This window comes from Collimonas sp. (assembly GCF_035566375.1).
Lineage (GTDB): Bacteria > Pseudomonadota > Gammaproteobacteria > Burkholderiales > Burkholderiaceae_D > Collimonas.
Window position 1 is genome coordinate 62,452 of record NZ_DATMRK010000020.1, and the last position, 26,263, is coordinate 88,714.

Below are 26,263 nucleotides of genomic sequence, written 5' to 3' on the forward strand. Positions count from 1 at the left end.
TTGACGAAAAATCAATATTCTGGTGGGCGTAATGTGCCTAATGGGGATGCCTGTATACCCGCGTCACAAACCCTGTATGAATTGCGTAACGGCCAGGGCGAACGCCTGTGGCTGTTCGGTTGCGCTCAGATGTGATGCATCTTTCAACACTGTCAGGCTGGCCTGTGGAATTTGCTCGGCCAGCGTTTGCGACATGGCCAGTGGCGTGCCCTGATCCAGTTCTCCCGCAATCACCAGCGTCGGCACGGCTATCTGCGGCAGGCGGGCAGTAGTGTCCATGCTGCCAACCGCGTGGCAGCAACCGATATAGCCATCGGCGCCGGTGCTGACCACGCGTTGCCGGAAGCGGGCCACGGTGGCGCTGTGTTCGGTGCGGAAACGATCGTGGAAATAACGCCCCATGACCGCATCGGCAATCGCCTCGATCCCTTGGCTGCTTACCGTCGCTATCCGCTGCTGCCACATTTCGCGCGCTGCTTGCGGGTAATCTGAGGTAGTGTTGGCAAGTACCAGCGCGGCCAGCAGCGACGGATGGCGCAGCGCCAGTTCCTGGCCGACCATGCCGCCCATCGACAGGCCGATCCATACTACCGGGCCTGAATCCAGTTCACGCAGCAGCCGCGCCGCATCGTCGGCCATCTCGGCAATGCTATATAAACCCTCGGGCGCATCGGAGCTGCCATGGCCGCGATGGTCGTAGCTGATCACGCGGCAATCGGCCGCCAGCAGGTTGGCCAGGCTATCCCACATGGTCAGGTCGCAACCTAGGGCGTGGCTCAGCACAATCGTATGGCGCGGCGCTTTGCCGTTACGCGGTGCGCGCACGCTGTAATGCAGGGCGGGTTTGCTGCTTGTGGCGGCTTCACGGCCGATGCCGGGATGGACCGCAGCGGCGGGCGCTGACGGTTCCAAGGCGTAGCCGATCTGCGCGCCGACCTCGCGCAGGATCTGTTGCGCATGGGTGAACGCGGTGTTGGCCGCGGGTACGCCGGCATAGATCGCCGCTTGCATCAGCACTTCCTTTAATTCATCCGGGGTCAGACGGCTTGCATCGTCGCCTAGCAGCGCCGCCCGCACATGCAGTTCGAATTCTTCCCAGCGGCCCAGCGCCACGGTGATGGCCAGCACAATCACGCGCCGGGTCTTTGGTTCGAGGCCCGGGCGGCCCCAGATTTCATTCCAGGCGAAGCGCGTAATCAGGTTCTGGAACTCGGCGTTGAAGCCGGTGGCGTTGGCAACCGAACGGTGGACCCAGTCGTCGCCGAGTATCTGCCGGCGATTCTGCATACCGCGTTCGAAGTCATGATCGATGGGATCGTAGCTCATGGTTTATTTACCTGCTTATATTTTCGTATCAATGGTGGCAAAGCCCGGTGGTAAAGCCGTCTTGCAGCGCCGTCATGCACCCTTTTCAGGCCAGCATGGAAGGCGGCTGCATGGCGCTCATCCTGGCTTGTAAAAGCCGCAGTTGCCGGCGCGCCAGGGCTGCGGCCGGCGCTGTCGCCGCGACCGGGTCGAACAATGTTTTTAAGGCCTGCAGCTTAACCTTGTCGCGCAAGCGGGGATCTGTCTGGACTGCATCGGCCACCACTTCGGCCAGTTGCCTGCCTTCGGCAACTGCCTGCTGTGTCAATTGCTCCATCAGGCTATGCGCCTGCGGCCGGCCGATGGCGCCAGCGAGGTAAATCGATACTGCTTCCGCAAATACCAATCCCTGCAAGGCATCGATATTGCGCAGCATGCGCGCGCTATCGACCTGCAGTCCCGCCATCGCGTCGGCTAAGGCGCTTAGTGCGCCGTGGGCGCTGAGAAACAAGCCCGGCCATGCCGCCAGTTCGGCTTGCCAGTTGCCCAGCCCGCGTTCATGTTGCTGGCCCATGCTCGCCAGTAGCGCCGCCGCGCCTTGCGGTGTGCGGGTAGCCGCCGCCAGTGCGATCATGGCCGATACCGGATTGCGTTTGTGCGGCATCGCCGACGAACCGCCGCGGCCGTTGCCGGACGGCTCCGCCAGTTCGGCTATTTCGCCTTGCGCCAGCAGGCTGAGATCGGTTGCGATCTTGCCCAGGCTGCCGCTGAGTACCGCGACTTCCAGCCCCAGCCGTACCCATTCATCGCGTTGGGTATGCCAGGCGGCTTCGGCCACGGCTAATCCCAGATCCTCTGCCATGCGTTCCGCTACCGCGCCGCCTTTTGCGCCCATCACCGCCAGCGTGCCGACCGCACCGCCGAGTTGCAATTGCAGCGCGCGCTGTGCAGTCTCGCGCAATTGCAGGCGGGCCCTTACTAGTGGCGCGGCCCAGCCGACCAGCTTGAAGCCGAAGCTGGTGACCTGGGCCGGCTGCATCAGGGTGCGCGCCAGTATCGGTGTCGCCAGATGTTGCCCGGCCAATTCCAGCAGGCTTTCGATCAGCGTTTGCAAACCTTGATCGAGCAGCTGCAGCGCTTCGCGCGTGACCAGCACCATGCCGGTGTCGATCACGTCCTGGCTGGTGCTGCCCCAATGCACATAGCTGGCCGATTCCTGATTGAACAGGGCGACCGTCTTGGTCAATTCCTTGACGAGTGGAATTGCCAGGCTGCCGGCGCGGCGGCTGGCGTGCACCAGCGCCGGAATATCGTAGAGCTGCGCATTGCAGACGCCGGCGATGGCGCGGGCTGCGCTTTCCGGGATCACGCCTTCGGCCGCCTGGGCCCGCGCCAGGCTCTCTTCGAAACGAAACATGGCTTGCACCACGGCCGTATCGTCGAATACGGCGATCATCTCGGGAGTGCTGAGAAAACTGTCAAAAATTGAAACGCTCACGGGGGCTCCGTTCGGCTAAGGGCAGGCAGGTATCAAATGTAGTCGAAAAATACCGTTTCTTTGTCGCTTTGCATCCAGATATCCCAGTGGTATTGGGCCTTACCCTGTTTACGTGCGATCAAAGTATGGCGTCTGTCGGACGGCACCTGGTTGAGGATATCGGATTGCGCCAGGCCGCTGTCGTCTTCCAGGAAAACGGCGGTGAACTGATGTTTTATCAGGCCACGCGCAAAGATGGTGGCAAACAGCACAGGCTTGCCGCTGCTGGCAGGATGCGGCAGCGATACCTGGATCTGGAAAGCGCCATCGTCGTCGCTCGGGATGCGGCGAAAGCCGGGTATCGCTTGTGCTGCCTCGGCCGCCACCGCGTCCGGCATCCAGACTTCAACCCAGGCGTCGTTGATTGGCTTGCCGTCGCCATCGCGGATCACGCCGCTGATGGTAATGACGGACGCGCTGCTTTCCAGTTTGGCGCTGGCGTCGACGGCCCATTGCCAGGCTTCATGCGGGAAAGGACCGACGGTTTGTGTAGTAGTGATATTGGAAGCCATTTTGTGTTTTCGTTTTGATTAAAGACCCATGGGCGTGGCGTCACGGCCACGCAAGACAATATCGAACTCGTAACCGAGCATCTTGTCGTCGACGGTTTGCTCCAGGCTGAAGCGCGCGATCAGCCGCTGGCGTGCGGCCGCATCGGGAATGCTTTGGAAGATAGGATCGAACTCGAACAAGGGATCGCTGGGGAAATACATTTGCGTCACCAGGCGCTGCGCATAGACGCTGCCAAACAAGGAGAAGTGGATATGCGCCGGCCGCCAGGCCTTGTGGTGATTGCCCCAGGGATAAGGGCCGGGCTTGATGGTGACAAAGCGGTAGCGGCCATCGTCGTCGGTCAGCATCTTGCCGAAGCCGTAGAAATTCGGATCCAGCGGCGCGTCGTGTTGATCGCGCTTGTGCCAGTAGCGGCCGGCGGAGTTGCATTGCCATACTTCCAGCAAGGAGTTGCGCACCGGCTTGCCGTCTTCATCCAGCACGCGGCCGGTGATGACGATTTTTTCGCCCAAGGGTTCGCTCTGGCCATGCTTGGTAAGGTCGGTATCGTGCGGCAGAATCAAGCGCGGCGAAGCCGTGATATTGGTTTGGACCGGTTCGGTGGCGCGAATCCGCAGCGGCTCTTGGGTCGGGCCGCGTTTCACGGTGGAGACGTAGGGTGGGTAAATCAGGGAAGGGTAAACCCCGGCTTCCGGGGACTCGAATCTCACGTAAATTCTCCTTTGGTTTGGGTGGCCGGCAGGTCGCTAGCGGCTATCTGTTTAAGCGGCGTGGGAAGCTATGGATTTGTGTGTATTTGTGCGAATATCGCGCATATGCTAGATTTTCTCTCTTGATGGCATTAATCATAAGTGATCGATATTGCGTCATCAAGGTGATAACATGCTGTTGTAACCGCATAACGCCCACATTGTGCGATATTCGCCCATATGGAGATTTTATGATTGAAGATTCTTTGTCTGATACGCGGCCGGACGCGTCATCAAGTTCCGCGCCGGAGGACGAAGGCCCGGGGCCATTAAAGCGCGACCTGATAGCCGGACTGGAAAAGGGCTTGCAAGTGATCGAGGCCTTTGACCAGGAGCGCTCCCGACTGACCATCAGCGAGGTGGCGCAACGCGCCGGCCTGACGCGGGCGGCGGCCCGGCGCTATCTGATTACTCTGACGCATCTGGGCTACGTGCGACACGAGAACAAAGTGTTTTCGTTGACGCCCAAGGTGCTGCGCCTGGGGCAGTCGTATCTGCATTCAGCGCGGCTGCCGCGGATAGTCCAGCCTTTACTGTATCGCCTGGCTTATTCATTGGAAGAGGCGGCCTCGGCCGGCGTGCTGGATCACGATGAACTGGTTTGCGTAGCCGCTGTCAGCGCCGGCCGCCTGGTGTCGGCGACACTGCAACCGGGGACCAGGGTGCCGGCGTTTTGCACGGCTAACGGCCGCGTCTTGCTGGCCAGCCTGCCGCAAGCGCAGATCGAAGGATTTCTGGCCCGGTTGCAGCTTGAGCCGATCACCGCCCATACCATCGTCAACAAAGAGCGGCTATTGCTGGAAATTACCCGGACCCGGGCGCAAGGTTATGCGGTGGTTGATCAGGAACTTGAGCTGGGATTGCGCACGATTGCCGTTCCGCTCAAGAATTTTCGGGGAGAAACGGTGGCCGCGGTGAATGTCAGCGTGCATGCGGCGCGCATGGCGGTGGAAGATATCGTCGAACGCTGCCTGCCGGCGTTGCTGAAAGTGCAGGTTGAGTTGACGGCGCTGTTGTAAGAGGCAGTTCATCGCCCCGGCAAGAGTCATCTAGGGGCGGAGAAAGACAGAGAGCACTGCGCAGTTCTTTTCTTTTTAACGCTAAGGCAGCTACTCCGTGGCTCGCTAAGTGGGGTCAGAGTGAAGTTTCTGCAAAAGGCGCGCAGAAAGTTCACTCTGACCCCAGTTAGCTGCGTTGGTTAAGCGCAACCGGGCAAGATCAAACCCACATCATCAAAGTATTCGCCGTTGCCTGCAGCGCCGGCAGGCAGCGCGCAGTCGCTTCGGCTTTTGAGCAGCTGGAGATCATCATCGACACGCTCAAGGCGCCGATCAGGGCGCCACGGCGGCTCTTGATCGGCACGGAGATGCCGCGCAAGCCGATTTCATACTGGTTTTCGGTAACGCCGAAACCGTCTTCGCGGATGGCGATCAGTTCGCGCAACAGTTGCTCCTTGTCGGTGACGGTCAGATGGGTGTAGGCGATCAGGTCGATCCGCTCCAGATAGGCGCGCAACTCGGCGTCCGGCAGGGCTGATAGCAGCACCCGGCCAGCGGTCGAGGTGTAGGCCGGCAAGCGGGTGCCGGGTTCGAAGCCGGTGGTCAGCAGGCGCGGCGCGTTGACGCGGCTGACATACACCACATCGTCTCCTTCCAGCACGGAATAATTGGTCGATTCCTGCAGCTGCAAGGTCAGCCGTTGCAGGAAGGGCACTATGGCGCGTGGCAGCCGCGCCGAATCCAGGTAGGAGCGCCCCAGGTTAAGCACCTTGGGCGTCAGCCAGAAACTGCGGCCGTCGGTGGCCGCCAGGCCGATATGCACCAAGGTCAGCAAATAACGGCGCGCCGCGCTGCGGCTGAGCGCCACTTTTTGCGCCAGCTCGCTGGCCGTCAGGCGCACCGTATCGTCGTTGAAGGCGGTAATCACATCGATGCCCTTGATCAAGCCGTCGATCAGATCGCGCTTGGCGACTTCCACTTCCAGCAACTCAGGTTTTTTCATGTCAAATAACTCCAAAAATGCGCGCTAATCGCTCGCTTTGCGCGATTAGCGCAGTATTGCACATTTTTCGGGCTATTTTTCTCGATACGCCATTCCTATACTTGGCCTGACCATTTCAGCCAAGGATCAGCATGACTGCGCAAGAACACAATCCGGAACCGAATAATCCGCTCGGCATCGACGGCATTGAATTTATCGAATACGCCAGCGCCCAGCCCTTGGCGCTGGGGGCCTTGCTGGAGCAGATGGGATTTGTGCCGACCGCCCGTCATCGTTCGCGGGAAGTGACTTTGTACCGCCAGGGCACGATGAATGTGATCGTCAATGCCGACCCGTCTTCGCTGCCGCAAGCCGACGGCGAGCCGCAAGCGACAGTCATCAGCGCGATTGCGTTGCGGGTGCGCGACGCCGACGCCGCCTACCGCCATGCAATCGAGATGGGCGCCTGGGCGATCCAGACCCGCGCCGGTGTGATGGAGTTGAATATTCCAGGAGTACACGGGGCCGGCGATTCGATCCTGTATTTCGTCGATCGCTTCCGCGATTTTTCCATCTACGACGTCGATTTCAAGCCGATCCTGAACGCGCCAGCCAATCCGCCGGCGCTGGCAGGCATGCATTTTTTTGGCGTGGTGCAAACCATCGGCCGCGACCGCTCGCCCGAATGGATCGATTTTTACCAGCAACTGATGGATTTCCGGCCGCTGCCGCAAGGCCGCTATTTTGGCGTTTTGCCGAAAGGGGTCTTGCTGGAAAGCCCGTGCCATCGTTTTTACCTGCAACTGGTGGAGCCGCCCGAGGGCGCCGCCGGCCTGCAATGGGATGAACAACTGGTGCGGGTCGGCATCGGCGCGCCTGATGTGCTGGAGGCGGTGCGGCAGCTGAAACAAAGAGGCATCGTCTTCATCGACCGCGAACCGGCGCAAGCCAGCGAAAAGGGCGCATTGACCCAACTTTATAAAAGCGGCATCAGTTTCGAGCTGGTAGTCAGTCAGCAGGAGCAGCCACATGCGTGAGATTTCCGGCAGCACCCGCATTTTCCCGGTCATCGGCTGGCCGGTCGAACAAGTCAAGGCGCCAACCTTGTTTAACGCCTATTTCAAGCAGCATGACATCGACGCCCGCGTCATTCCGCTCAAGATTCCCCCGGCCGCTTACATTGCGTCGGTGCGGATGCTGATGGCGATGGAAAACGTCGGCGGCATTCTGGTCTCGATCCCGCACAAGCCGATGAGCGTGGAGGCGGTAGACCAGCCGACTGCGCGCGCCGTGCTGGCGGGCGCCTGCAACGCCATCTACAAGAGCCAGGACGGCCAGACCCTGATCGGCGACCTGATCGATGGCGAAGGTTTTGTGCGGGCCTTCGACCGCACCTGCGGCGACGCGCCGTTCGACTGGGCGCGCGCCAGAGCCTTGGTGGTCGGCAGCGGTGGTGTCGGCTGCGCGGTGGCGGCGGCGCTGGCGGCCCGCGGCATTCGCCATGTCGCCATTTACGATACGCGCCGCGAGCAGGCTGAGGCGCTGCGCCAGCGCCTGCAGAAAATGTTCAGCAGCACTGAAGTAGTGATCGGGACGCCGTTTGCCGAGGGTTATGACCTGATCGTCAATTCGACCCCGCTTGGCATGAGCCCGGACGATCCGCTGCCGCTAGACCTGAACGGTATTGCGCCGTCCTGCATCGTCGCCGATTGCGGCATGAAGATTGAAATGACCCGCTTGCTGGTGGAGGCGCAGCGCCACGGCTGCCGCATCCAGAAGGGGCGCGAGATGATGATCGAACAAGCGCCGCTGTACCTCGAACTGTTCGGCTGGCCGGGCGTATCGTCGGATGCGTTTCGCGTGTTGGAGGCGATATGAACCTGAGCAATTTCGGCATGGATAGCATCACCTTGGCCGGGCCGCTGGAGTCAAAACTGAATGCCTCCAAGGCCGCCGGATTTTCACAGATCATGTTGTGGGCCAAGGATCTGGCCGGCTATCCGGGCGGCCTGGAGCAGGCAGTGCGTCTGGTCAAGGCGAGCGGGGTGCGTGTGACCGGGATCCAGGTGATGCGCGATTTCGAGGGGTTGTCAGGCGCTTTGCACGAATACAAACTCGACATCGCCAAGAACCTGCTGCAGGTATGCCAGGCGGTAGGCGCACCGTTGCTGATGGTCTGTTCCAGCACCTCCAGCCACGCCAGCGGCGAGCTACCTTTGATCGCGCGCCACCTGGCCAAACTGGCGACCCTGGCGGTGCCGCTTGGGGTGCGCATCGGTTACGAAGCGTTGTCCTGGGGCCGCCATGTCAATCAGTACCAGCAGTCGTGGGAAGCGGTAGAACTGGCCGATCACTCCAACCTGGGAGTGGTGCTGGATTCCTTCCACATGCTGGCGAATCAGGCCGATCTGGATGGTTTGCAAGATATCCCAAGCGACAAGATCGCTATGGTGCAGCTGTCCGATTTCATGTGGCGCGATATCCGCAGTGCCGAAGAGCGGCTGGAAACGGCGCGTCATCTGCGCGTATTTCCGGGCGAGGGCGCGCATTCGAAGGAGTTGTCGGCATTGTTGCGGCGGCTGGATCGCGGCGGTTATCGCGGCGATTACAGTTTCGAAGTTTTCAATGACGATTATTTGCAGCTGTCGCCCGAGATCGTGGCCCGCCGCGCGCATCGCGCCGCCAAATGGGTTACCGATCAGGTGCTGCGGCGCAGCCTGCAGGTGCGCCAGCCTAGTGCGGGGCATCCGACGATGGCTTAAGCGACCGTAGTAGACCATACAGAAAAAGCCGTACAAAAAATAATAACTGCGAACAAAAAATAACGCAGAAAACCACATAAAAACAAACCAAATGGAGACAACATGAAGATGAAACTCGTCGCTGCCTGCAGCCTCGCCGCTTGTTCCGCTTATTCCGCTTCGGCGTATGCCGAGCCCAGCGTTACCCTCTACGGCAACATAGACCAGTACCTCGGCTACATCCACAGTAGCAGCGGAACCAGCGTCACAGGCCTCAACGACGGCGCCATCTTGCGCAGCCGCCTCGGCTTGCGCGGCGTCGAAGAACTGGGTGGCGGCTATCAAACCAAATTCACGCTGGAGCAAGGCTTGAACGCGAATACCGGCGGCGCTGCGGATTCCAGCCGCCTGTTCGACCGCCAGGCATGGGTCGGCATGAATACGCCGGCGGGTGAGTTCCGTATCGGACGCCAGAACAGCATCCCGTTCTTCATCGGCGGCGCTATCGATTACACTGAACGGACCACATACGGTTCGCTCATCAATACCTTTGGCGTGCCGTCGCGCTATGACAATGATCTCTCCTACAAGTCGCCGCGTCTGGCCGGCTTTCAGCTTGATGCGCACTACGCGCTGACTGAAACCGCGGGCGAGGACTTGGGCGCGCGCGGCGTCTATCAACTCGGGCTGGATTACAGCCAGGGGCCGTATCGCGCTGGCTACGCCGGGCTGTGGGCGAAACCGGCGGCGAAGGCGCTATATGCAGAACGAGTGGTTTATCACAACCTGTATGCGGATTACGACTACGGCCAGGGCAAGCTTTATTTCGCCTACGTGCGCAGCAACAACGTGACCAGCAACGCCAGCGGCAACAACGCCACCGCCATCCTCAGCAACGTCAGCATCCCCGGCAACGCCTTTGCTGGCAGCAATCCGGATGTGCTGCGGATGTACAACATTTATCAGATATCGGCCGACTATCGCCTCACTCCGCAATGGCGGATCGGCGCCTTGTATGGCGTGATGAAGGACACTTCGCACCGTGATTCGGGAGCGCAAGGCGGCAACCTCGGGACTTACTACGATTTGTCCAAGCGCACCACGCTCTACGGTTTCGCCAATTACATGAAGAACGACGCCAACGCCGGTTTCCGTTTCAGCGGTTCCGCCGGTCCCACTGCCAATCTGGCCGGAGCAGACATCAATGGGAAGAGTCTGATCGGCTTGCAAGCCGGCATCCTGCATCGGTTTTAAGCGCGCTGTCTGAGCGCGATGTTCAACGCTATCATGTGGAGAATCCGTTCTCTTCGTGAAGAAAACCACCTATAGATCATCGAGGACGTTATGTCTACATCTACAGTATCAAAACAAATTCCGCGATCTGGCGCATCCAGCACGGCCAACGCCGCAGCGCAAGGCGCCACCCGTTCGCCGCGCAAGGCAGCGCTGGCCAGCTGGATCGGCAGCGCGGTCGAGTATTACGATTTTTTTATTTACGGCACCGCGGCAGCGCTGGTGTTCGGCAAGATATTTTTTCCTTCGTTCGACCCGGTTGCGGCTACCGTAGCGGCTTTCGCCACCTTCGGCGTCGGTTATGTGACACGGCCGATCGGTGCGGTGCTGCTGGGCCATATCGGCGACAGATACGGCCGCAAAAAAGTGCTTACTTTCACCTTGTTGCTGATGGGCGTCTCTACTTTCATGGTCGGCTTGCTGCCGACCTACGGCCAGGTCGGCATCAGCGCTCCGATCATGCTGGTGATCCTGCGCATGCTGCAAGGGGTGTCGGCGGCAGGCGAGCAGGCCGGCGCCAATTCGATGACGCTGGAGCATGCGCCGCCGCATCGGCGCGCCTTTTTTACCAGCTTCACCCTGAGCGGTACCCAGGCCGGCCTGATCCTGGCCACTCTGGTTTTCCTGCCGATTTCAGCATTGCCTGAAGAGCAGTTGCTGGCTTGGGGCTGGCGCATTCCATTTTTCCTGAGTGCGGTTGTGGTGCTGGTAGGGATCTGGGTCCGCCGCACCTTGCCTGAGACTCCTGCCTTCGAACAGGAAAAATCGCAGGAAAAGTCGCAGGAAAAATCGCACAAGCAAAACAAGCTGCCGCTCATGGTGCTGCTGCGCGACCACAAGAAGAACCTGGCGCGGGTTATCTTTTGCGCCCAGATCTCGGTGGTGAGCACTATCTTCAGCGTGTTTACGCTGTCATATGCCGTCAACACCATGCACATTCCACAGGCCACCATGCTGACAGTATTGATTCTGGCGAATGTGGTGGCGCTGGCGGCGATTCCTGCTTTCGCTGCATTGGCGGACCGTATCGGCCGCAAACCGGTATTCATCTTTGGCGCGCTGGCCTGCGCCGCTCTGATCTGGCCATATTTGTGGAGCATCAGCCAGGCCAATATTTCACTCATCTTTGTTCTGGGGCTGCTGTTGTCCGGCGTTGTGTATAGCGCAGCCAACGGCGTCTGGCCATCGCTGTACGGCGAAATGTTCGATACCCGGGTGCGCCTGTCCGGCATGGCCATCGGCACCCAGATCGGCTTTGCGCTGGGCGGTTTCGCGCCGACCATCAGTGCGGCGATCCTGAAGCCGGGCGCGGATGGCTGGATGCCGGTGGCGGTATTCGTCAGCGCCACTGCTATCATCTCCGCCATTTCCGCCGCGACTGCGCGCGAAACCTGTCGCACACCTATGCAGGAATTGGGGAAATAACAAGCAACGCAGCCAGCAGCGCGCATGCATCATCTGGAGACAATAATGAAGTCAAAAATTCTTGCAACGGAAAAAAACATTGCCGGCCGCCGCGCCCGCAAGGCGGCGATTGGCAGCTTCGTCGGTGCGGTCGTCGATTGGTATGATTTCCTGCTTTACGGCATCACCGCCGCCCTGGTATTCAACAGCCAGTTCTTTCCCAGTGTCAGCCCGACCATAGGTACGCTGGCCGCCTTTGCCACCTTCGGCGTTGGTTTTCTGTTCCGGCCGCTGGGCGGCATCGTGTTCGGCCATTTCGGCGACCGGCTCGGCAGAAAGCGCATGCTGGTGATCACCGTGATGCTGATGGGCGTTTCCACCGCCTTGATCGGCCTGTTGCCCACCTACGCCAGCATCGGCTGGTATGCACCGCTGGCGCTGGTCGTGCTGCGCGCCTTGCAAGGTTTTGCGGTGGGCGGCGAGTGGGGCGGCGCGGCGTTGATGGCGGTTGAAAGCGCGCCAGAGGGGAAGAAGGCGTTCTACAGCAGCGGCGTGCAGGTGGGTTACGGCGTCGGCCTGGTGCTGGCAACCGGGATTGTCTCGATTCTCACGCATACGCTGGGCAACGACGCCTTCATGGCGTGGGGCTGGCGGCTTCCTTTTCTGATCAGCATCGTACTGGTGTTGGTCGCGGCGTGGATTCGTTCAACCATGGAAGAGTCGCAGGAATTTGTCGAAAAGGTCGGCATGCATGGCGAGCATAAGGTGAAAATCCCGGTGCTGGCGGCCTTGCGCAATCATCCTGAGAGTTTCTTGCTGATCATTGCACTGCGCATGGCGGAAATGTTCACGATGTATATCGTCACCGCCTTTGCCTTGGCCTATTCGACTAAAAACCTTGGCATGTCACGCGATCTGTTCCTGAACATCAGCTTGTTGGTCGGCGCGGTGAGCTGCGTGACGATTCCTGCTTTCGCGATGCTGGCCGACCGTATCGGCTTGAAGCTCGTGTACGTGACCGGCGCAATGATCGGCTTGCTTTCGGCGGTGCCGTTTTTCCTCGCCATGGAAGCCCGTTCAGTAGCCTGGATCGTGATCTTTTCCGTGCTGCTGGCGAATATTGCTCACGATATGGTGGTCAGCGTGCAGCAGCCCTTGTTCACTGAATTTTTCGGCGCGGAATACCGATACAGCGGCGCCGGCGTCGGTTATCAGTTCGCCAGCGTGATCTGCGGCGGCTTCACGCCGTTTATCGCGACCGCCTTGCTTGGCGTCGACGGCACATGGCATGCGGTAGCGGCTTATCTGGCGGGCGGTTGTTTGCTGTCGGTGATTGTTTCCTCGCGCATGAGGATGGGGCAGTCAACGGCGCAACCGGGCAACGCACCGTCTCACGTGCAGCCGACAGCTTCCAAGCCGGCGACCTGAGTTCCGGGTCAGGTGCCAAGCCTAGCTGCCCGATTCTTCACCGTCGCGATTCCGGGAAAGCAGCCTGATCACCTCTTCATCTTCGACCTGCGGATAGTCTCGATAGAATTGCTGGACTGCGAAAAAATTTGTCGAGGCACGCAGGCAACACACCTTGTCGGCCAACGGCCGGATGTATTCGAGACTCTCGGCCGACGCCACCGGCACCGCGCAGACCAGCTCGGCAGGCTGTTTTTCGCGGACGGCGTGCAATGCGGCAATCATTGTCGCGCCGGTTGCCACGCCGTCGTCAACAATGATGGCAATCCGGCCGCGCGGGTCGATTGCCTGCTTGAGCGGTGTGTATAGTTTGCGGCGCTCCGTCAGCGCCTGCAGTTGCTGCGATCTTTCTTCTTCCAGATAGCTTTCTGTCTCGCCAAACTCTTCGGCGAATTCTTCAGGAAACGGGCCGATATAAGTCCAGCCGGTTTCGTCGATGGCGCCGATCGCGCGTTCTCGATTGAAGGGCGCGCTGAGCTTATGCACCAGTACGATATCCAGATCTCCAAGCAGCAGATCGGCCAGTATTTTTCCCATGGGTACCGCGCCACGCGGAATGGCAAGTATCAATGGCAGGCGCCCCTTGTATTCAAGCAGATGAAAAGCCAGCATTTCCGCTGCTTCTGCTCGATTTGCAAAGATATGCGGCTTTTCCATCTTGATGCTCGTTGCTTGATACTGGTTGCAAGGGCCAGGCGCTGCCACTCAACAGCTCGCGCGGGGCGCTTAGCCTTCGTGAAATACCAGAACCGGCGTGCTGCTATGGGTGAGCACTTTCTGGGTCTCGCTGCCGGCAAAGATGCTGCGCATACCTTTCCTGCCATGCGAAGCCATGGTGATCATGTCGCAGCCTTTGTCTTCTGCCATTTTGATGATTGCTTCATAGGGATGGTCGTTGACCACATACTCGGTGTCGCATGGAACCCCGGCGTCTCGTGCGGCCTGTTCTATCGCTCCCAGGAATTTACCGGCTTGCGCAATGCCTTCCTGGTCGAATTGTTCCTTGGTCTCGGTCAGTGTCAGCAGGTGGCGGCTGAACACATGATATTCCGGGAGTACATGGACGCCGGTCACTGTGGCGCCGGTTTCCTTGGCGAACAGAATGCTTTGTCGAATCGCCGCCTCGGAGGCTGCTGAACCATCGGTTGGCAATAAAAAATGCTTGAACATTTTTGACTCCTTGAGTTGACTTCCTGACACAACAAAACTGTCGGGATAGGCATATTTTCAATCTCGCTCGCAGTTTCGCTGCAATTCCGTTTCCTACGCTGAGATTGACTTTATCCTACTCAAAGGATATGAAAAATATTGGGGAAATACCAGTTGCTCTAAAGCACGAGTCGCTGCGACGAGGTGATATGACGAGTTGATGTGAATCCATAGCAGTCAGAGCTTCGCTTCACATCGAGGGCTAGAGTGTGAGTGTCACCGTCAGGCCGGGGTGATTGTCGCTCAATACCAGGCTGCCGCCTTGCAACTTGGCGACGGCGGCTACCAGGCTCAGCCCCAATCCCACACCCGGCGTGCCGCGGCAGGTATCGCCTCGGTAGAAGCGCTCAAGCACTTTCGGTTTCTCGTGGTCGGGGATGCCGGGGCCGTCGTCCGATACCGCGATCTGGATTGCGCCATCCGGGCGGCGCCAGGTCTCGACGCTGATCTTGCCGTTCGCCTGCGCATACTTAAGCGCATTCTCGACCAGGTTGGCAATTGCCTGGGCAATCAGCAGCGGATCGCCGGCCAGCACCAGCGGCCCCGACGATGCAAAAGACAGCGTGCGTCCTTGTAATTCCGCCAACGGTTGATAAAATTCGGCCACTTCGCTTGCCACGCTGGCAACATCCACCTCAATGAAGCCGGAACGGCGCGCGCCGCTATCGATTTCCGCCAGCCGCAGCAAGGCGTTGAAGATATCGATGACGCGATCGACGTCGTTGATGGCGCCGTCGATCTGGTTAAAGGTTTGTTCCGGATCGGGCCGGGTCAGTGTCAATTCTTCCAGGCGCGAACGGAGTTCCGCCAACGGCGTGCGCAAGTCATGCGCGATCGAGTTGGAGACATTGCGGACACCGCCAATCAATTGCTCGATCTGGTTCAGCATGCGGTTTTCCGTCTCGACCAGGGTATTCAATTCATTTTCGCCGCCATACGCCGGCAACCTGTGTGAGAAATCACCCTGCATGATGGCCGACGCCGCCTGGTTGATCTGGCCGACCTTGGCCAGCAGCGCCCGCCGCACCAGCCGCCCGCCTACCGCGCCCAGCACCAGGATGATGCCGGTGGCGGCCAGCAGCCCATATAGGAAAAGATTCTCCAGCTCACGATATTTGGCGATGTCGTTGGCGACCAGCAGGTGATAGCCGCCAGGCAGCCTGGTGTGCAACAGGGCGACCCGGGTCGAACGGCCGCCGATCTCGATCGAGAACGTCTGCAGTCCAGGCAGGTCTGACGCCAGATTGGGCGCCGGATTGGTCACCTCATTGGACATCTCGCGCGGCCACGCCGGCAGGTTGCCGGCGAGCCGTGCCAGCGAGGCGTCGGCCAGCAGCACCAGATCTTCGGCGCCAGCCGCTTGTGTCCCGACTTGCACATTGATGGCGGACGTCAGTGCCGCTACGCCCTGCATGTTGAACACGTTCACCAGCCTGCGCGTATCGGCTTGCAGCACGCGGGCCCGGTCTTCTTCCACCGTTTCGCGCCAGGTGTACCAGAGCGGCGAGGCGAAGAACGCCAGCACCACCAGGCTCACGGCGACAAAGGTGAGCGCCACCGAGCGCGCCGAAAAGCGCAAAGAGTTAATCATCGGCAGTCAGCATGTAGCCGGCGTTGCGGATAGTGCGCAGCAATGGCCGTTCGATGCCGGCGTCGATTTTCTGGCGCAGCTTGCTGACGTGGACGTCGACCACATTGGTTTGCGGATCGAAATGATAGTCCCACACGTTTTCCAGCAGCATGGTGCGTGTCACTACCTGGTTGGCATGGCGCATCAGGTATTCGAGCAGCTTGAATTCGCGTGGCTGCAGCGCCACCGCCTTGCCGCCGCGCGTTACCTTGTGAGACAGCAGATCCATCGACAAGTCATCCACGCTCAACGTGGTCTCGGAGCGCGCGTCTTGCGAACGGCGCAGCAAGGCGTCTAGCCGCGCCAGCAGTTCGCCGAAGGCAAACGGCTTGACCAGGTAATCGTCGCCGCCGCTCTTGAGGCCGCGGATCCGGTCGTCGACGGCGGACAGCGCGCTCAGGATCAGGATAGGGGTCTTGTTGCCGCTTGCGCGCAGTGCTTCGATGATGGCCAGGCCATCGATGCCGCCTGGCAGCATGCGGTCCATGATGATGGCGTCGTAGGGCTCGCTGGCGGCAAGGAACATGCCGTCGCGGCCATTGTCGGCGTGGTCGGCAGTGTGGCCGGATTCGCTCAATCCCTTCTTCAGGAACAGAGCGACACGCTCATTGTCTTCAACGATCAAGAGTTTCATGGCATTTATTCAGTTTAAATTCTCAGCTTAAATTCTCAGCTTAAATTCAGCTTAACGGTTCCAGGTGAGAGAGATGTTTCTCGGGCGCCAATCCACGCCTTATCCGGTGCAATACTAATGCCGCAACGCATCCAGCACAATTATCCAGCTTTTGGCGGCGAGCTGTCGGCGCTGCGCGCCGTATCGCCGGTGTGCTGGAGCCAGCCGCCGCCCAGTGCACGATACAGGTCAACCAGGCTGGTCAGGCGGTTCAGGCGGGCCGTGATCAGCGCCTGCTGCGCCGCGTAGAGGTCGGTTTGCGCAGTCAGCACATTCAGATAACTGTCGCTGCCGTTGGCGTAGAGCATGTTGGCCAACTCAAAGCGACGCTGCTGGGCCTCGGCATAACGCTGCTGCGCGGCCAGCTGGTCATCGTAGGTGCCGCGTGCGGCGAGGCCGTCGGCTACTTCGCGGAATGCAGTCTGGATGGTTTTTTCATATTGCGCGACGCCGATATCCTTTTGAATCAGGGCCAGGTCCAGATTGGCCTGGTTGGCGCCGGCGTTGAAGATCGGCAGGATGAGCGACGGTATGAAGGACCAGGCGCTGGAGCCGGCGGCAAACAGTCCGCCCAGGGTCGCGCTGGCCGTGCCTAAGCTGCCGGTCAATGCGATGTGCGGGAAAAATGCTGCACGGGCGGCGCCGATGTCTGCATTCTCTGAGCGCAGGACTGCCTCGGCCTGCAAGATATCCGGACGCCGTTGCAATAAATCCGAAGGCAAGCCAGCCGGGATGTCGGTCAGGATAGCCTGGCCGTCCAGCCTGACTGCTGGCGGCAGGTCGCGCGGCAACGGCTGGCCGACCAGCAATACCAAGGCGTTTTCGGCCTGCGCCCGCAAGCGGAGCTGGGCCGAGTAATTGACCTGAGCTTGTTCGACAATGGTTTGCGACAGCCGCAAATCCAGTTCAGAAGCCGTGCCGGTATCGAACTGCAATTTCACGATCTGGTACGAGGCCTGGGCGGTTTGCAGGGTGCCCTGGGTCAGCATCAGCTGCTCATCGTAAGCCAGGGTGGCGAGGTACTGGTCGGCGACTTGCGACACCAATAGTATCTGCGCGGCCTGGCGGGCGTCGGCGCTGGCCAGGTATTGTTGCAGCGCCGCGTCTGACAAGCTGCGCAAGCGGCCGAAGAAATCGATTTCCCATGAAGCGGAAAGACCGACCGAATAATCATGCGAGGTGGAGGGATTATGGCTGGACGACACACTCGCCGGCGTGCGCGAATCCGAGATGCCGGCATTGCCGTTAACCTGCGGTAGCAGCGACGCACGCTGGATCCGGTATTGCGCCTGAACTTTTTCAACGTTCAGCACAGCGACGCGCAAATCCCGGTTGTTCTGCAGCGCCAGCTCGACCAGCCGTTGCAGGCGCGGATCGGGCAGGAAATTGCGCCAGCCGATCGCCGCCGCCGGCAGGGTTGTGCCGCCCGGCTTGGCGGCTGAAGCCTGGTAAGCTTGGCCGCTCGGAAAGGCGGCGGACACCGGCAGCGCCGGCCGCTGGTATACCGGCTGCAGCGAGCAGCCGGCGATGAAAGCCAGGAGAACTGCGCTAGCGGTGTATCTGTAGAGTGCCATATTAATATCCTCCCGTACCTGGACTTGGACTTGGATCGGCCGCTATCTGTGGCGGCGCTGCCGGTGCTGACGGTGTTGACATGAGCGCCGCTTTCTTTTTACCGAGCTTGTTGGCAACCACGACGTAAAACATCGGAATCATGAAAGTTGCAACGAAGGTCGCAGCCAGGGTGCCGCCGATGACGCCGGTGCCGATCGCGTTCTGGCTGGCAGAACCGGCGCCGTTTGCCAGCGCCAGCGGCAGTACGCCCAGCACGAAGGCCATGGAAGTCATGACGATCGGCCGCATCCGCATATGCGCTGCTTCGATTGCCGCCAGCAGCGCGCTGCGGCCTTGGGCCTGAAGTTCGCGCGCAAATTCGACAATCAGGATCGCGTTCTTGGCTGACAAGCCGATGGTGGTCAGCAGGCCGACCTGGAAGTAGACGTCGTTGGACAAGCCCATGAATGATGTCGCGCACAGTGCACCCAGAACGCCGAGCGGCACCACCATGATCACCGAAACCGGTATCGACCAGCTCTCATACAGGGCGGCCAGGCTGAGGAACACCACCAGGATCGACAAACCGTACAACAAGGGCGCCTGCGAGCTCGACTGCGCCTGTTGCATTGAAGTGCCGGTCCACTCGTAACCGATACCGGCCGGCAGTTGCTTGACCAGTTTTTCCATGGCGGCCATAGCCTGGCCGGAGCTCTGGCCAGGCGCCGACTGGCCCTGGATCTCCATCGCCTCGACGCCGTTATAACGCTGCAACTGCGGCGGGCCGTAGGTCCATTCCACCGTGCCGAAGGCGGAAAACGGCACCATGCTGCCGCTGCTGCTGCGCACATAGAGTTGCTGCATGTCTTGCGGATTCATGCGGTAAGGCGCATCGGCCTGCACGTATACTTTCTTGATGCGGTTATCGGTATCGAGAAAATTGTTGACGTAGCGCGAGCCCCAGGCAATCGAGAAGGTCTGGTCGATGTCGGCGGCGCTGACGCCGAGGGCGGCGGCTTTTTCGCGGTCGATATTGACTTTAATGGTCGGATTGTCGGCCTCCCCGGTGAAGCGCACCTGCGACAGGGCCGGGTCTTTTTTAGCCAGGGCCAGCAATTGGTCGCGGGCTTTGGCGAGGGCCTCATGGCCGAGGCCGCCGCGATCCTCCAGCTCGAAATCGAAACCGGCGGCGCTGCCCAGGCCGCGGATCGGCGGCGGACTGGCGGCGAAGATATCGGCTTCCTTGTTCGCCGCAAAATGCTTGTCGATGCGATCGGACAGCGCCTTGGCGGTCAGCTCGGGTTTGTTACGCTGCGACCAGTCCTTGAGACGGACGAACAACTGGCCCTGGTTCTGGCCGCGGCCGGCGTTGTTGTTGCCGTTGACGATAAACGTGGCGTCGACCATGGCCGCTTCATCTTTCAGCAGATAGTCGCTGACTTGATCCAGTACCAGCCCGGTGCGGGCCTGGGTGGCGCCCGGCGGCGTCTGTACCTGGACAAACAGAAAACCCTGATCTTCATTCGGCAGGAACGAGGCCGGCAAGCGCACGAACATCACGCCGACGGCGATCAACGCCGCCAGATAGACCAGCAGCCAGCGTCCGGAACGGGCGGCGACGTGGCGCACGCCCTTGACATACTGGTCGCGGCCCTTGTCGAAGTTGCGGTTGAACCAGCCGAAGCCGCCTTTTTTCTCATTGTGATCCTGACTGGGCCGCTTGAGGATGGTGGCGCACAGGGCGGGCGTGAGCGACAGCGCAACGAACACCGACAGCAGCATGGAGGCGACGATGGTGAGCGAGAACTGGCGGTAGATGCCGCCCACCGTGCCGCTGGAGAACGCCACCGGCACGAACACCGCGCACAGCACCATCGCTACGCCGATCAGCGCACTGCTGATCTGGCCCATCGCCTTGCGGGTCGCCTCAAGCGGCGGCAAGCCGTCTTCGTGCATCACACGCTCGACGTTTTCCACCACCACGATGGCGTCGTCTACCAGCAAGCCGATCGCCAGCACCAGGCCGAACATCGACAAGGTATTGATCGAAAAACCCAGCGCCGACATCACGCCAAAGGTTCCCAGCAGCACCACCGGCACCGTGATCGAAGGTATCAGCGTGGCGCGCACGTTCTGCAGGAACAGGTACATCACCAGGAACACCAGCACGATGCCTTCCAGCAGAGTCTTTACGACTTCTTCTATCGATATCTTGACGAACGGCGTGACGTCGTTCGGATAGACCACTTTCAGCCCCGGCGGGAAATACGGTTCCAGCTCCTTGATGCGGGCCTTGATGGCAGCCGCCGTGACCAGCGCGTTGCCGCCCGGCGCCAGCTGGATGCCGATGCCGGAGGCCGCCTGGCCGTTATACCGGTTATCGATATTGAAGCTTTCGGCGCCGAGGTTGATGCGGGCGACGTCGTTCAAGCGCACTTGCGAACCGTCCGCCAGCACCTTGAGCAAGACATTGCCAAAATCCTGGGTGGTGCGCAGCAAGGTCGATTCCGTGATGGTTGCGTTCAGTTGCTGGTTCGGCAGCGCCGGCGTGCCACCGAGCTGGCCGCCGGAGATTTGTACGTTCTGGGCTTGCAAGGCGGCAGTAACGTCAAGCGGAGTCAGCGTATAACTGTTGAGCTTGCCTGGATCCAGCCAGATCCGCATCGCATACTGGGTGCCGAACACGTTCATGTTGCCGACACCGTTGATGCGGCTGATCGGATCCTGGATGTTCGAGACTACATAGTTGGCGATGTCGAACTTGTTCATGCTGTTGTCGGCCGAGACAAAGCCGATCACCATCAGGAACGCGTTGCTGGACTTGGTGACCCGCACGCCGGACTGCTGCACCGGCGCCGGCAGCAGCGGCACCGCCAGCTGCAGCTTGTTTTGCACCTGCACCTGGGCGATGTCCGGATTGGTGCCGGCGGCGAATGTCATGGTGGTGGTCGACTGCCCGGTGTCGTCGCTGCTGGAGGACATGTAAAGCAGGTTGTCGATGCCGTTCATCTGTTGTTCGATCACCTGCACCACGGTGTTTTGCATGGTCGTCGCGGAAGCGCCGGGATAGCTGGTGCTGATCTGGACCGTAGGCGGGGCGACCGGGGGGAACTGTTCTATCGGCAGCGAGAAGATAGATATTCCTCCCGCCAGCATGATCAGGAGGGAGAGCACGATCGCAAAGATCGGCCGCTCGATGAAGAATTTTGCCATTGCTCGGTCTGCCTCTCGGTCTGTCTCTATTTAGCTGCGATTAGCTGCGATGATGGTGGGCGCAGGCACGCTGGTTTGCTGCCCTGCGGCGGCGTCGCTTGCTGTCGGCTTTTCCATTGCCACCCTGGTCTGGCCCGGCGTCTCGGATGCACGCACCAGCATCCCGGGCTGCACTTTCTGGACACCGCTGACGATGATCCTTTCGCCGTCGCTCAAGCCGCCGGTGACCACCCATTGGTTGTCGAAGGTGTTCTGGGTTTGAATCGTCCGTTGCACAACCTTGTTATCGGCGCCGACCACCAGCGCGGTTGCTTGCCCCTGCGGGTTATGGCTAATGCCCGGGATCGGCACCAGGATGGCCTTATCGTTGACGCCTTGCTCGATGCGGGCGCGCACGAACATGCCCGGCAGCAGGACATATTTCGGATTGGGGAAGAGCGCGCGCACGGTGACCGAACCGGTGCTCGGATCGACTGTGACGCCGTTGAACTGCAGCGTGCCGCTCAGCGGATATTGGCTGCCATCCTCCAGCGTCAGCGCCACTTTGACCTGGCCTGCGCCACTTGGCGTCAGCTGGCCGCTCGCGACGTCGCGCCGCAGTTGCAGGCCGGCGACGCTGGACTGGCTGAGATCGACATAGATCGGATCGATTTGCTGGACCGTGGTCAACAGCGTGGCAGCGTTGCCTTGTACATAGGCGCCCTGGGTAACTTGCGAAATACTGCTGCGGCCGCTTATCGGCGCCACCACCCTGGTGTATCCGAGGTTGATGCTAGCGCTGGCGACTGCAGCCTTGGCGGCGGCGACATCGGCGGCGGCCTGGCCTTGGGCGGCGACCGCGTTGTCGTAGGCTTGTTTGCTGACGGCGTTGCCGCCGATGAGGATTTTGTAACGCTCTGCCTGCGAGCTGGTCGCGGCCAGGTTGGCCTCCGCCTTTTGCTGCGCTGCCAGGGCGCTGTTCAAGGCGGCGCGATATGGTGCCGGATCGATCTGGTACAGCGCCTGCTCGGCCCTGACGTCGGCGCCTTCCTGGAAGCTGCGCTTTTGCACGATGCCGTCGACCCGGGCGCGCACCTGCGCCACCAGATAGGCAGAGGTGCGGCCAGGAAGTTCCATGGTGACCGGAACGCTGGTCCGGCGCGCCGTGATCACGCTGACTTGCGGTGGCGCAGACTGCGTAACGGCCGTTTTTTTCGGTCCGCATCCTGCGAGCGCAAGGACCGCCAGCGCGGATGCAAGGCCGACACAATATGGACCTGTTTTATGTGCATGCATAATTCCAACCTCATTTACTTTGTCGAGTTGCCGAAACCATCGATCCGGCACGATTTTGCGTTGGTTGCGTGTTTTGTTGCGTGTTTGTTTCCATAGCGCGCCATGCCCGGATAAGGAAGGCGGCCAGGGCCGTATGAGCGCGGAAGGCAGGCTGTATTCAGGCTGCAGCACTGCCTTCTATCCGCGCTGTGTTGCCGCGATCAGGTGTTTCAGCCGTTATAAAGCGGGTTGGGCGAAACATAGACCGTCACCGGATGGTCAAGCGAGCCCGACGGCGCGACGCGATTCAATTCAAACGACTTGGCCGGACCGTCGAAAGTCCAGGAGAAGGTACCGCCGCCAGCATTGAATTGAACCGCCTGGCCGCCTTGCACGTTGACGTACTTGGTGTCGGGCGTGATGGTGACGGTGCGGTTGATTGTCGCGGCAGTAGCAGCTTCGCCCAGCAGGCTGCGATTGGTCTCGGCCATGGACGACACGGCCGAGACCGACAGTGCCAAAGCAAGAAGGGTAGGAATTAACAATTTCGAAGTCATGATGTGCTCCAGTAAAAAGAAGGAAGGTGTCGCCCCCAGTTTTGTGAAGAGCGGCAGTGACACTTTGCACGAGGGTGGGTTAACCGCGGATTGGCGGTTCATTAACGATTGTTAATGTTGGAGGGTTGGAGGATGTTCACGGTGAGCAGATGTGCTCAATCCTTGCTTTTGACTAAACGGACTTGCGTCATTAATTCTATGAAGGGGTAATACAAGGTTTATTTGTACTAGCACAGGCTTGACCTGACATTCGCTGTACGAGTCTTCGTCCGGAAACGACTCCAAGCTGCCTGTCAAGGCTTGCGGCTCCAACGGCAGAAATGCAGCGGTTGCGGTCGTTGACTTTCCATGACGTGGTTACTGATGTCGACGGTAGTGGCCTTCCTCAGATGCAATTCTGAACAGCGGCTTCACTTCACATAGCTGTCGTTTGCCGAATTAAACAAAAAATACTTTGGCGTCACTTTTTTTGAATAGCCGGTTTCCAAACTTTGAGAGACCGGACCCGACCCCAAGGAGACGGTCACGGGTGTCCGCTTTCGGGAAGCGAAATCCGCAACCGGACCAGGCCGGGTCGGCGCCGGGACCTGTCAGGGCTTCACGAACCGATAGGCGAAGCGATCGGTCTCGCCCTTGATCGACGGATCGAACACCTTGATCGAGTGCAGATCGCCATTGTTCGCGAGCATGGTGCTCTCCGCGTCCAGTACGAAACCGGCCGCCTCCACCTCCTCGCGAACGGATGCAGGCTCAATCCGATGCAGCGACTGGGCGTCGCTCGTGCCCGCCCCGACGGCGGCGGCGTGGTCTACGATGACGTAGGACCCACCCGGCTTCAGCTGCTCGTAGACGGCTCGATTGAAGTGGGCCGCCGTTGCGCCCCTGGCCTGCATCAGCTCGGTGTGGAGATCGTGGTAGAACAGGTGCAGCCACAGGACGTCCGCTGGTTGCGCGGCCTTCGGCATCGCCACGAGGTCCGTGGAGACGGCTTCGACGTTCTCTCGGCCCGGCTCCTTCGCGAGCGTCCGCATGCGGCCTAGCGGATCGTTCTTGAAGTTGGCGACTTCGGCCGGCACGAAGCTGTAGACCCGTCCTCCGGGCCCCACGATGTCGGAGAAGAGACGGGTCCAGTCGCCGTCGCCTGGGTAAACATCGATGACGGTAGCGCCAGCAACAACTCGTGCGAACTGGATCAACTCGGATAGTTTGGATTGTTCGTACATCGGGAATCTCCGTTACGGTTGGGTATAGGTAATTGCGGCGACATCTGCGATCGCGATCCATCAGTCGAACTTGACCAGGTCCTTAAAGATCAATTGACCACAGCTATTTCCGCGCGCCTGCACAAGCAGTCTACCTTCCGAAAGCCCGCCAAGTTTGATCGGCGAGAAATCGAGATTTTCCGCAAGCGCAGCCACGGGAGCGGGCTGGGGTCAGACCTGCGCCATGCCTCCGTCGACGGCGAGATCCACACCGGTGATGTAAGAACTTTCATCGGAGGCGAGGAACGCGACTGCTGCCGCGATTTCCTCGGGCATACCTCTGCGGCCCATTGGGATCTGCGTGGTGAACTGTGCGACTGCTTGCTCGGCCTGTTCAGCGGTAAGGCCCGTCGTCGTCGCCAAGGCCGGGGTGTCGATTGCTCCGGGACTCATACTATTTACGCGGATCTTGCGGTCTTTCAATTCCAAAGCCCAGCCGCGCGCGAAGTTGCGCACAGCCGCCTTACTCGCGGCGTAAGCAGTAAATCCTGGAAGCCCGAGGACGTTTGAGACCGAAGAGTTCAGGATAATCGAAGCGCCGTCTTTGAAGAGGGGAAGGGCCTTCTGTACCGTAAAGAACATTCCCTTCACGTTCACGTCGAAGGTCTGGTCAAAATGGGCCTCAGTAGCTACCGCGAGCGGTGCGATTGTCCCTGCGCCCGCGTTCGCGAAGAGAACGTCGATGTGACCATGTTTCTCTTTCACGACGGCATAGAGCCGGTCCAGATCTTCCAGGCGCGAGACGTCGCTCACGACCGTCGTCACGTTTCTCTTGATGAAGGCCGCGGCCTCCTTCAACTCTTTCTCTCGTCGTCCAGTGATCACGACGTGCGCACCTTCTTCCACGAAGCGCTTGGCTGTCGCCAAGCCGATCCCGCTGCTTCCGCCCGTGATGACTGCAACCTTACCTTCTAGTTGTTTCATAATCTTTTGTCTTTCGTTGTGTGTTTTGTTTTTTTGTAAAGTTCGCGAAGCGTGGTCCCGCGACTGGTGGAGCTGGAGGCCCAGGCACGGGACCTCGCCGGGGTCAGATTTGCGCCAAGCCGCCGTCGACGGCGACCTCGCTGCCGGTCATGAAGCTGCTGTCCGACGACGCGAGAAAGGCAGCCGCCGCCCCGACCTCTGCCGGATCGCCCATGCGCTGGAACGCAGTCATCGAGCCGTAGGCCTTCAGGCCCTCCTCGCCTAGCGCTTCCTTCGCGAGTTCGGTCGCAGTCGCCCCGGGCGACAGCACGTTTACCCGGATGCCGGTGCCTTTCAGGTCCTCCGCCCAGGTCCGCGCGAGGTTGCGCACTGCCGCCTTGCTCGCGCTGTAGGCGGTGAACGCCGGGGCGCCCGTGGTGCCGGCGCTCGATCCGGTCAGGATGATCGAACCGCCCTTGCCCATCAGCGGCAGCGCCTTCTGGACCGTGAAGATCGTACCCTTCACATTGATGTCGAAGGTTTCGTCAATGTGCTTGGCGGTGATCTCGCCGAGCCGAAGCTGGCCTCCCACCCCGGCATTGGCGAAGACGATGTCGAGGGTTCCGCGCTCGGCCTTCACCGCCGCATACAGTCGGTCGAGGTCGGCCTCATCCGAGACCGAGCCCTTCACCGCGCGGGCATTGGGCCCGAGGTCGGCCACAGCGGCGTCGAGTTCCTTCTGCCGGCGGCCGAAGATGAAGACGAAGGCGCCCTCCTCGATGAAGCGCTTTGCCGCGGCGCGGCCGATGCCGGTAGCGCCACCGGTGATCACAGCGGTCTTTCCATTCAGTCTGGTCATGTCGTGCATCCTTCGTTGAAGTCGTTACGGAAGAGTGAGCGCGCATCGTAGCCGCGGCGTGATCGCACGCGGCGTCTCCTGCCGCTCGATATCGACTTCAATCACCGCGACGACTATCTCGCCGCCGGCCCGACCGGCGAACGCGCTCACGCTGTATAGG

23 protein-coding genes and 1 pseudogene are annotated in these 26,263 nt (G+C 60.3%); 7 read left to right on the plus strand and 17 right to left on the minus strand.

The window, feature by feature from the left end; genetic code table 11:
- Positions 1–63: 63 nt before the first annotated feature.
- The 4 genes from pcaCD to pcaH all read right to left on the minus strand — a co-directional run bounded on the left by pcaCD (position 64) and on the right by pcaH (position 4,065).
- Positions 64–1,326: a bifunctional 4-carboxymuconolactone decarboxylase/3-oxoadipate enol-lactonase PcaCD gene (gene pcaCD, locus VNZ60_RS05770; RefSeq protein WP_325657471.1), complete on the minus strand. Its 1,263-nt coding sequence runs from the start codon at positions 1,324–1,326 to the stop codon at positions 64–66.
- Between the two features lie 85 nt (positions 1,327–1,411).
- Entirely contained in the window at positions 1,412–2,803 is a 1,392-nt protein-coding gene (gene pcaB / locus VNZ60_RS05775; protein ID WP_325657472.1) for a 3-carboxy-cis,cis-muconate cycloisomerase, read from the minus strand.
- A 32-nt stretch (positions 2,804–2,835) separates the two neighbouring features.
- A complete protein-coding gene (locus VNZ60_RS05780) occupies positions 2,836–3,354 on the minus strand; it encodes a peptidase associated/transthyretin-like domain-containing protein (protein WP_325657473.1) in 519 nt (172 codons plus the stop codon).
- 18 nt (positions 3,355–3,372) lie between these two features.
- Positions 3,373–4,065, minus strand: a complete 693-nt coding sequence (gene pcaH / locus VNZ60_RS05785; RefSeq protein ID WP_325657474.1) for a protocatechuate 3,4-dioxygenase subunit beta — start codon at positions 4,063–4,065, stop codon at positions 3,373–3,375.
- A gap of 230 nt (positions 4,066–4,295) precedes the next feature.
- Between pcaH and VNZ60_RS05790 the strand changes: the two genes are divergently transcribed.
- Complete coding sequence (locus VNZ60_RS05790; protein WP_325657475.1) at positions 4,296–5,123, plus strand: IclR family transcriptional regulator domain-containing protein; 828 nt, start codon at positions 4,296–4,298, stop codon at positions 5,121–5,123.
- A 199-nt stretch (positions 5,124–5,322) separates the two neighbouring features.
- Here VNZ60_RS05790 and VNZ60_RS05795 read toward each other — a convergent pair whose 3' ends face one another.
- Positions 5,323–6,105: an IclR family transcriptional regulator domain-containing protein gene (locus VNZ60_RS05795; RefSeq protein ID WP_325657476.1), complete on the minus strand. Its 783-nt coding sequence runs from the start codon at positions 6,103–6,105 to the stop codon at positions 5,323–5,325.
- Between the two features lie 131 nt (positions 6,106–6,236).
- On the opposite strand from VNZ60_RS05795, the gene VNZ60_RS05800 reads away from it, so the two are divergent.
- The 6 genes from VNZ60_RS05800 (at position 6,237) to shiA (ending at position 12,950) form a co-directional block, all read left to right on the plus strand.
- Positions 6,237–7,121, plus strand: a complete 885-nt coding sequence (locus VNZ60_RS05800; protein WP_325657477.1) for a 4-hydroxyphenylpyruvate dioxygenase — start codon at positions 6,237–6,239, stop codon at positions 7,119–7,121.
- Complete coding sequence (locus tag VNZ60_RS05805) at positions 7,114–7,962, plus strand: shikimate dehydrogenase family protein (protein ID WP_325657478.1); 849 nt, start codon at positions 7,114–7,116, stop codon at positions 7,960–7,962. Before VNZ60_RS05800 ends, VNZ60_RS05805 begins: the two co-directional genes overlap by 8 nt.
- Positions 7,959–8,846, plus strand: coding sequence for a sugar phosphate isomerase/epimerase family protein (locus VNZ60_RS05810; RefSeq protein ID WP_325657479.1), 888 nt, complete (start codon positions 7,959–7,961; stop codon positions 8,844–8,846). The genes VNZ60_RS05805 and VNZ60_RS05810 overlap by 4 nt, the downstream gene beginning before the upstream one ends.
- Before the next feature lie 102 nt (positions 8,847–8,948).
- Positions 8,949–10,079 (plus strand): porin, encoded by a 1,131-nt coding sequence (locus tag VNZ60_RS05815; protein WP_325657480.1) that lies wholly within the window; start codon positions 8,949–8,951, stop codon positions 10,077–10,079.
- Between the two features lie 90 nt (positions 10,080–10,169).
- A complete protein-coding gene (locus VNZ60_RS05820; protein ID WP_325657481.1) occupies positions 10,170–11,543 on the plus strand; it encodes an MFS transporter in 1,374 nt (457 codons plus the stop codon).
- A 45-nt stretch (positions 11,544–11,588) separates the two neighbouring features.
- A complete protein-coding gene (shiA, locus tag VNZ60_RS05825) occupies positions 11,589–12,950 on the plus strand; it encodes a shikimate transporter (RefSeq protein ID WP_325657482.1) in 1,362 nt (453 codons plus the stop codon).
- A 21-nt stretch (positions 12,951–12,971) separates the two neighbouring features.
- Here shiA and VNZ60_RS05830 read toward each other — a convergent pair whose 3' ends face one another.
- From VNZ60_RS05830 to VNZ60_RS05880, 12 genes and pseudogenes are all read right to left on the minus strand, one after another.
- Positions 12,972–13,601, minus strand: coding sequence for a phosphoribosyltransferase (locus tag VNZ60_RS05830; protein ID WP_325657483.1), 630 nt, complete (start codon positions 13,599–13,601; stop codon positions 12,972–12,974).
- A gap of 114 nt (positions 13,602–13,715) precedes the next feature.
- Positions 13,716–14,159 (minus strand): universal stress protein, encoded by a 444-nt coding sequence (locus VNZ60_RS05835; protein ID WP_325657484.1) that lies wholly within the window; start codon positions 14,157–14,159, stop codon positions 13,716–13,718.
- A gap of 241 nt (positions 14,160–14,400) precedes the next feature.
- Positions 14,401–15,789 (minus strand): HAMP domain-containing sensor histidine kinase, encoded by a 1,389-nt coding sequence (locus VNZ60_RS05840; RefSeq protein WP_325657485.1) that lies wholly within the window; start codon positions 15,787–15,789, stop codon positions 14,401–14,403.
- A complete protein-coding gene (locus VNZ60_RS05845) occupies positions 15,782–16,462 on the minus strand; it encodes a response regulator transcription factor (protein ID WP_325657486.1) in 681 nt (226 codons plus the stop codon). Before VNZ60_RS05845 ends, VNZ60_RS05840 begins: the two co-directional genes overlap by 8 nt.
- A gap of 140 nt (positions 16,463–16,602) precedes the next feature.
- Positions 16,603–18,075: an efflux transporter outer membrane subunit gene (locus tag VNZ60_RS05850; protein ID WP_325657487.1), complete on the minus strand. Its 1,473-nt coding sequence runs from the start codon at positions 18,073–18,075 to the stop codon at positions 16,603–16,605.
- A gap of 1 nt (position 18,076) precedes the next feature.
- Positions 18,077–21,268, minus strand: coding sequence for an efflux RND transporter permease subunit (locus VNZ60_RS05855; protein WP_325657488.1), 3,192 nt, complete (start codon positions 21,266–21,268; stop codon positions 18,077–18,079).
- A gap of 30 nt (positions 21,269–21,298) precedes the next feature.
- On the minus strand, positions 21,299–22,543 hold the full coding sequence (locus VNZ60_RS05860) for an efflux RND transporter periplasmic adaptor subunit (RefSeq protein ID WP_325657489.1): 1,245 nt from the start codon (positions 22,541–22,543) through the stop codon (positions 21,299–21,301).
- A gap of 209 nt (positions 22,544–22,752) precedes the next feature.
- Complete coding sequence (locus VNZ60_RS05865; RefSeq protein ID WP_325657490.1) at positions 22,753–23,079, minus strand: CzcE family metal-binding protein; 327 nt, start codon at positions 23,077–23,079, stop codon at positions 22,753–22,755.
- A gap of 590 nt (positions 23,080–23,669) precedes the next feature.
- Complete coding sequence (locus VNZ60_RS05870) at positions 23,670–24,302, minus strand: class I SAM-dependent methyltransferase (protein WP_325657491.1); 633 nt, start codon at positions 24,300–24,302, stop codon at positions 23,670–23,672.
- 60 nt (positions 24,303–24,362) lie between these two features.
- Positions 24,363–24,503 (minus strand): annotated as a pseudogene (locus VNZ60_RS25235) (NADP oxidoreductase coenzyme); the annotation flags it as partial.
- Between the two features lie 9 nt (positions 24,504–24,512).
- Positions 24,513–25,265 (minus strand): SDR family NAD(P)-dependent oxidoreductase, encoded by a 753-nt coding sequence (locus tag VNZ60_RS05875; protein ID WP_325657492.1) that lies wholly within the window; start codon positions 25,263–25,265, stop codon positions 24,513–24,515.
- A 103-nt stretch (positions 25,266–25,368) separates the two neighbouring features.
- A complete protein-coding gene (locus tag VNZ60_RS05880; RefSeq protein ID WP_325657493.1) occupies positions 25,369–26,103 on the minus strand; it encodes an SDR family NAD(P)-dependent oxidoreductase in 735 nt (244 codons plus the stop codon).
- Positions 26,104–26,263 lie beyond the last annotated feature (160 nt).

What these genes read in the sequence shown, in the direction of transcription:
- pcaCD (WP_325657471.1), bottom strand. Translation starts at nt 1,326, where the DNA reads ATGAGCTACGATCCCATCGATCATGACTTCGAACGCGGTATGCAGAAT.
- VNZ60_RS05780 (WP_325657473.1), bottom strand. Translation starts at nt 3,354, where the DNA reads ATGGCTTCCAATATCACTACTACACAAACCGTCGGTCCTTTCCCGCAT.
- VNZ60_RS05790 (WP_325657475.1), top strand. Translation starts at nt 4,296, where the DNA reads ATGATTGAAGATTCTTTGTCTGATACGCGGCCGGACGCGTCATCAAGT.
- VNZ60_RS05795 (WP_325657476.1), bottom strand. Translation starts at nt 6,105, where the DNA reads ATGAAAAAACCTGAGTTGCTGGAAGTGGAAGTCGCCAAGCGCGATCTG.
- VNZ60_RS05800 (WP_325657477.1), top strand. Translation starts at nt 6,237, where the DNA reads ATGACTGCGCAAGAACACAATCCGGAACCGAATAATCCGCTCGGCATC.
- VNZ60_RS05805 (WP_325657478.1), top strand. Translation starts at nt 7,114, where the DNA reads ATGCGTGAGATTTCCGGCAGCACCCGCATTTTCCCGGTCATCGGCTGG.
- VNZ60_RS05810 (WP_325657479.1), top strand. Translation starts at nt 7,959, where the DNA reads ATGAACCTGAGCAATTTCGGCATGGATAGCATCACCTTGGCCGGGCCG.
- VNZ60_RS05815 (WP_325657480.1), top strand. Translation starts at nt 8,949, where the DNA reads ATGAAGATGAAACTCGTCGCTGCCTGCAGCCTCGCCGCTTGTTCCGCT.
- VNZ60_RS05820 (WP_325657481.1), top strand. Translation starts at nt 10,170, where the DNA reads ATGTCTACATCTACAGTATCAAAACAAATTCCGCGATCTGGCGCATCC.
- shiA (WP_325657482.1), top strand. Translation starts at nt 11,589, where the DNA reads ATGAAGTCAAAAATTCTTGCAACGGAAAAAAACATTGCCGGCCGCCGC.
- VNZ60_RS05830 (WP_325657483.1), bottom strand. Translation starts at nt 13,601, where the DNA reads ATGCTGGCTTTTCATCTGCTTGAATACAAGGGGCGCCTGCCATTGATA.
- VNZ60_RS05835 (WP_325657484.1), bottom strand. Translation starts at nt 14,159, where the DNA reads ATGTTCAAGCATTTTTTATTGCCAACCGATGGTTCAGCAGCCTCCGAG.
- VNZ60_RS05840 (WP_325657485.1), bottom strand. Translation starts at nt 15,789, where the DNA reads ATGATTAACTCTTTGCGCTTTTCGGCGCGCTCGGTGGCGCTCACCTTT.
- VNZ60_RS05845 (WP_325657486.1), bottom strand. Translation starts at nt 16,462, where the DNA reads ATGAAACTCTTGATCGTTGAAGACAATGAGCGTGTCGCTCTGTTCCTG.
- VNZ60_RS05850 (WP_325657487.1), bottom strand. Translation starts at nt 18,075, where the DNA reads ATGGCACTCTACAGATACACCGCTAGCGCAGTTCTCCTGGCTTTCATC.
- VNZ60_RS05855 (WP_325657488.1), bottom strand. Translation starts at nt 21,268, where the DNA reads ATGGCAAAATTCTTCATCGAGCGGCCGATCTTTGCGATCGTGCTCTCC.
- VNZ60_RS05860 (WP_325657489.1), bottom strand. Translation starts at nt 22,543, where the DNA reads ATGCATGCACATAAAACAGGTCCATATTGTGTCGGCCTTGCATCCGCG.
- VNZ60_RS05865 (WP_325657490.1), bottom strand. Translation starts at nt 23,079, where the DNA reads ATGACTTCGAAATTGTTAATTCCTACCCTTCTTGCTTTGGCACTGTCG.
- VNZ60_RS05870 (WP_325657491.1), bottom strand. Translation starts at nt 24,302, where the DNA reads ATGTACGAACAATCCAAACTATCCGAGTTGATCCAGTTCGCACGAGTT.
- VNZ60_RS05875 (WP_325657492.1), bottom strand. Translation starts at nt 25,265, where the DNA reads ATGAAACAACTAGAAGGTAAGGTTGCAGTCATCACGGGCGGAAGCAGC.
- VNZ60_RS05880 (WP_325657493.1), bottom strand. Translation starts at nt 26,103, where the DNA reads ATGACCAGACTGAATGGAAAGACCGCTGTGATCACCGGTGGCGCTACC.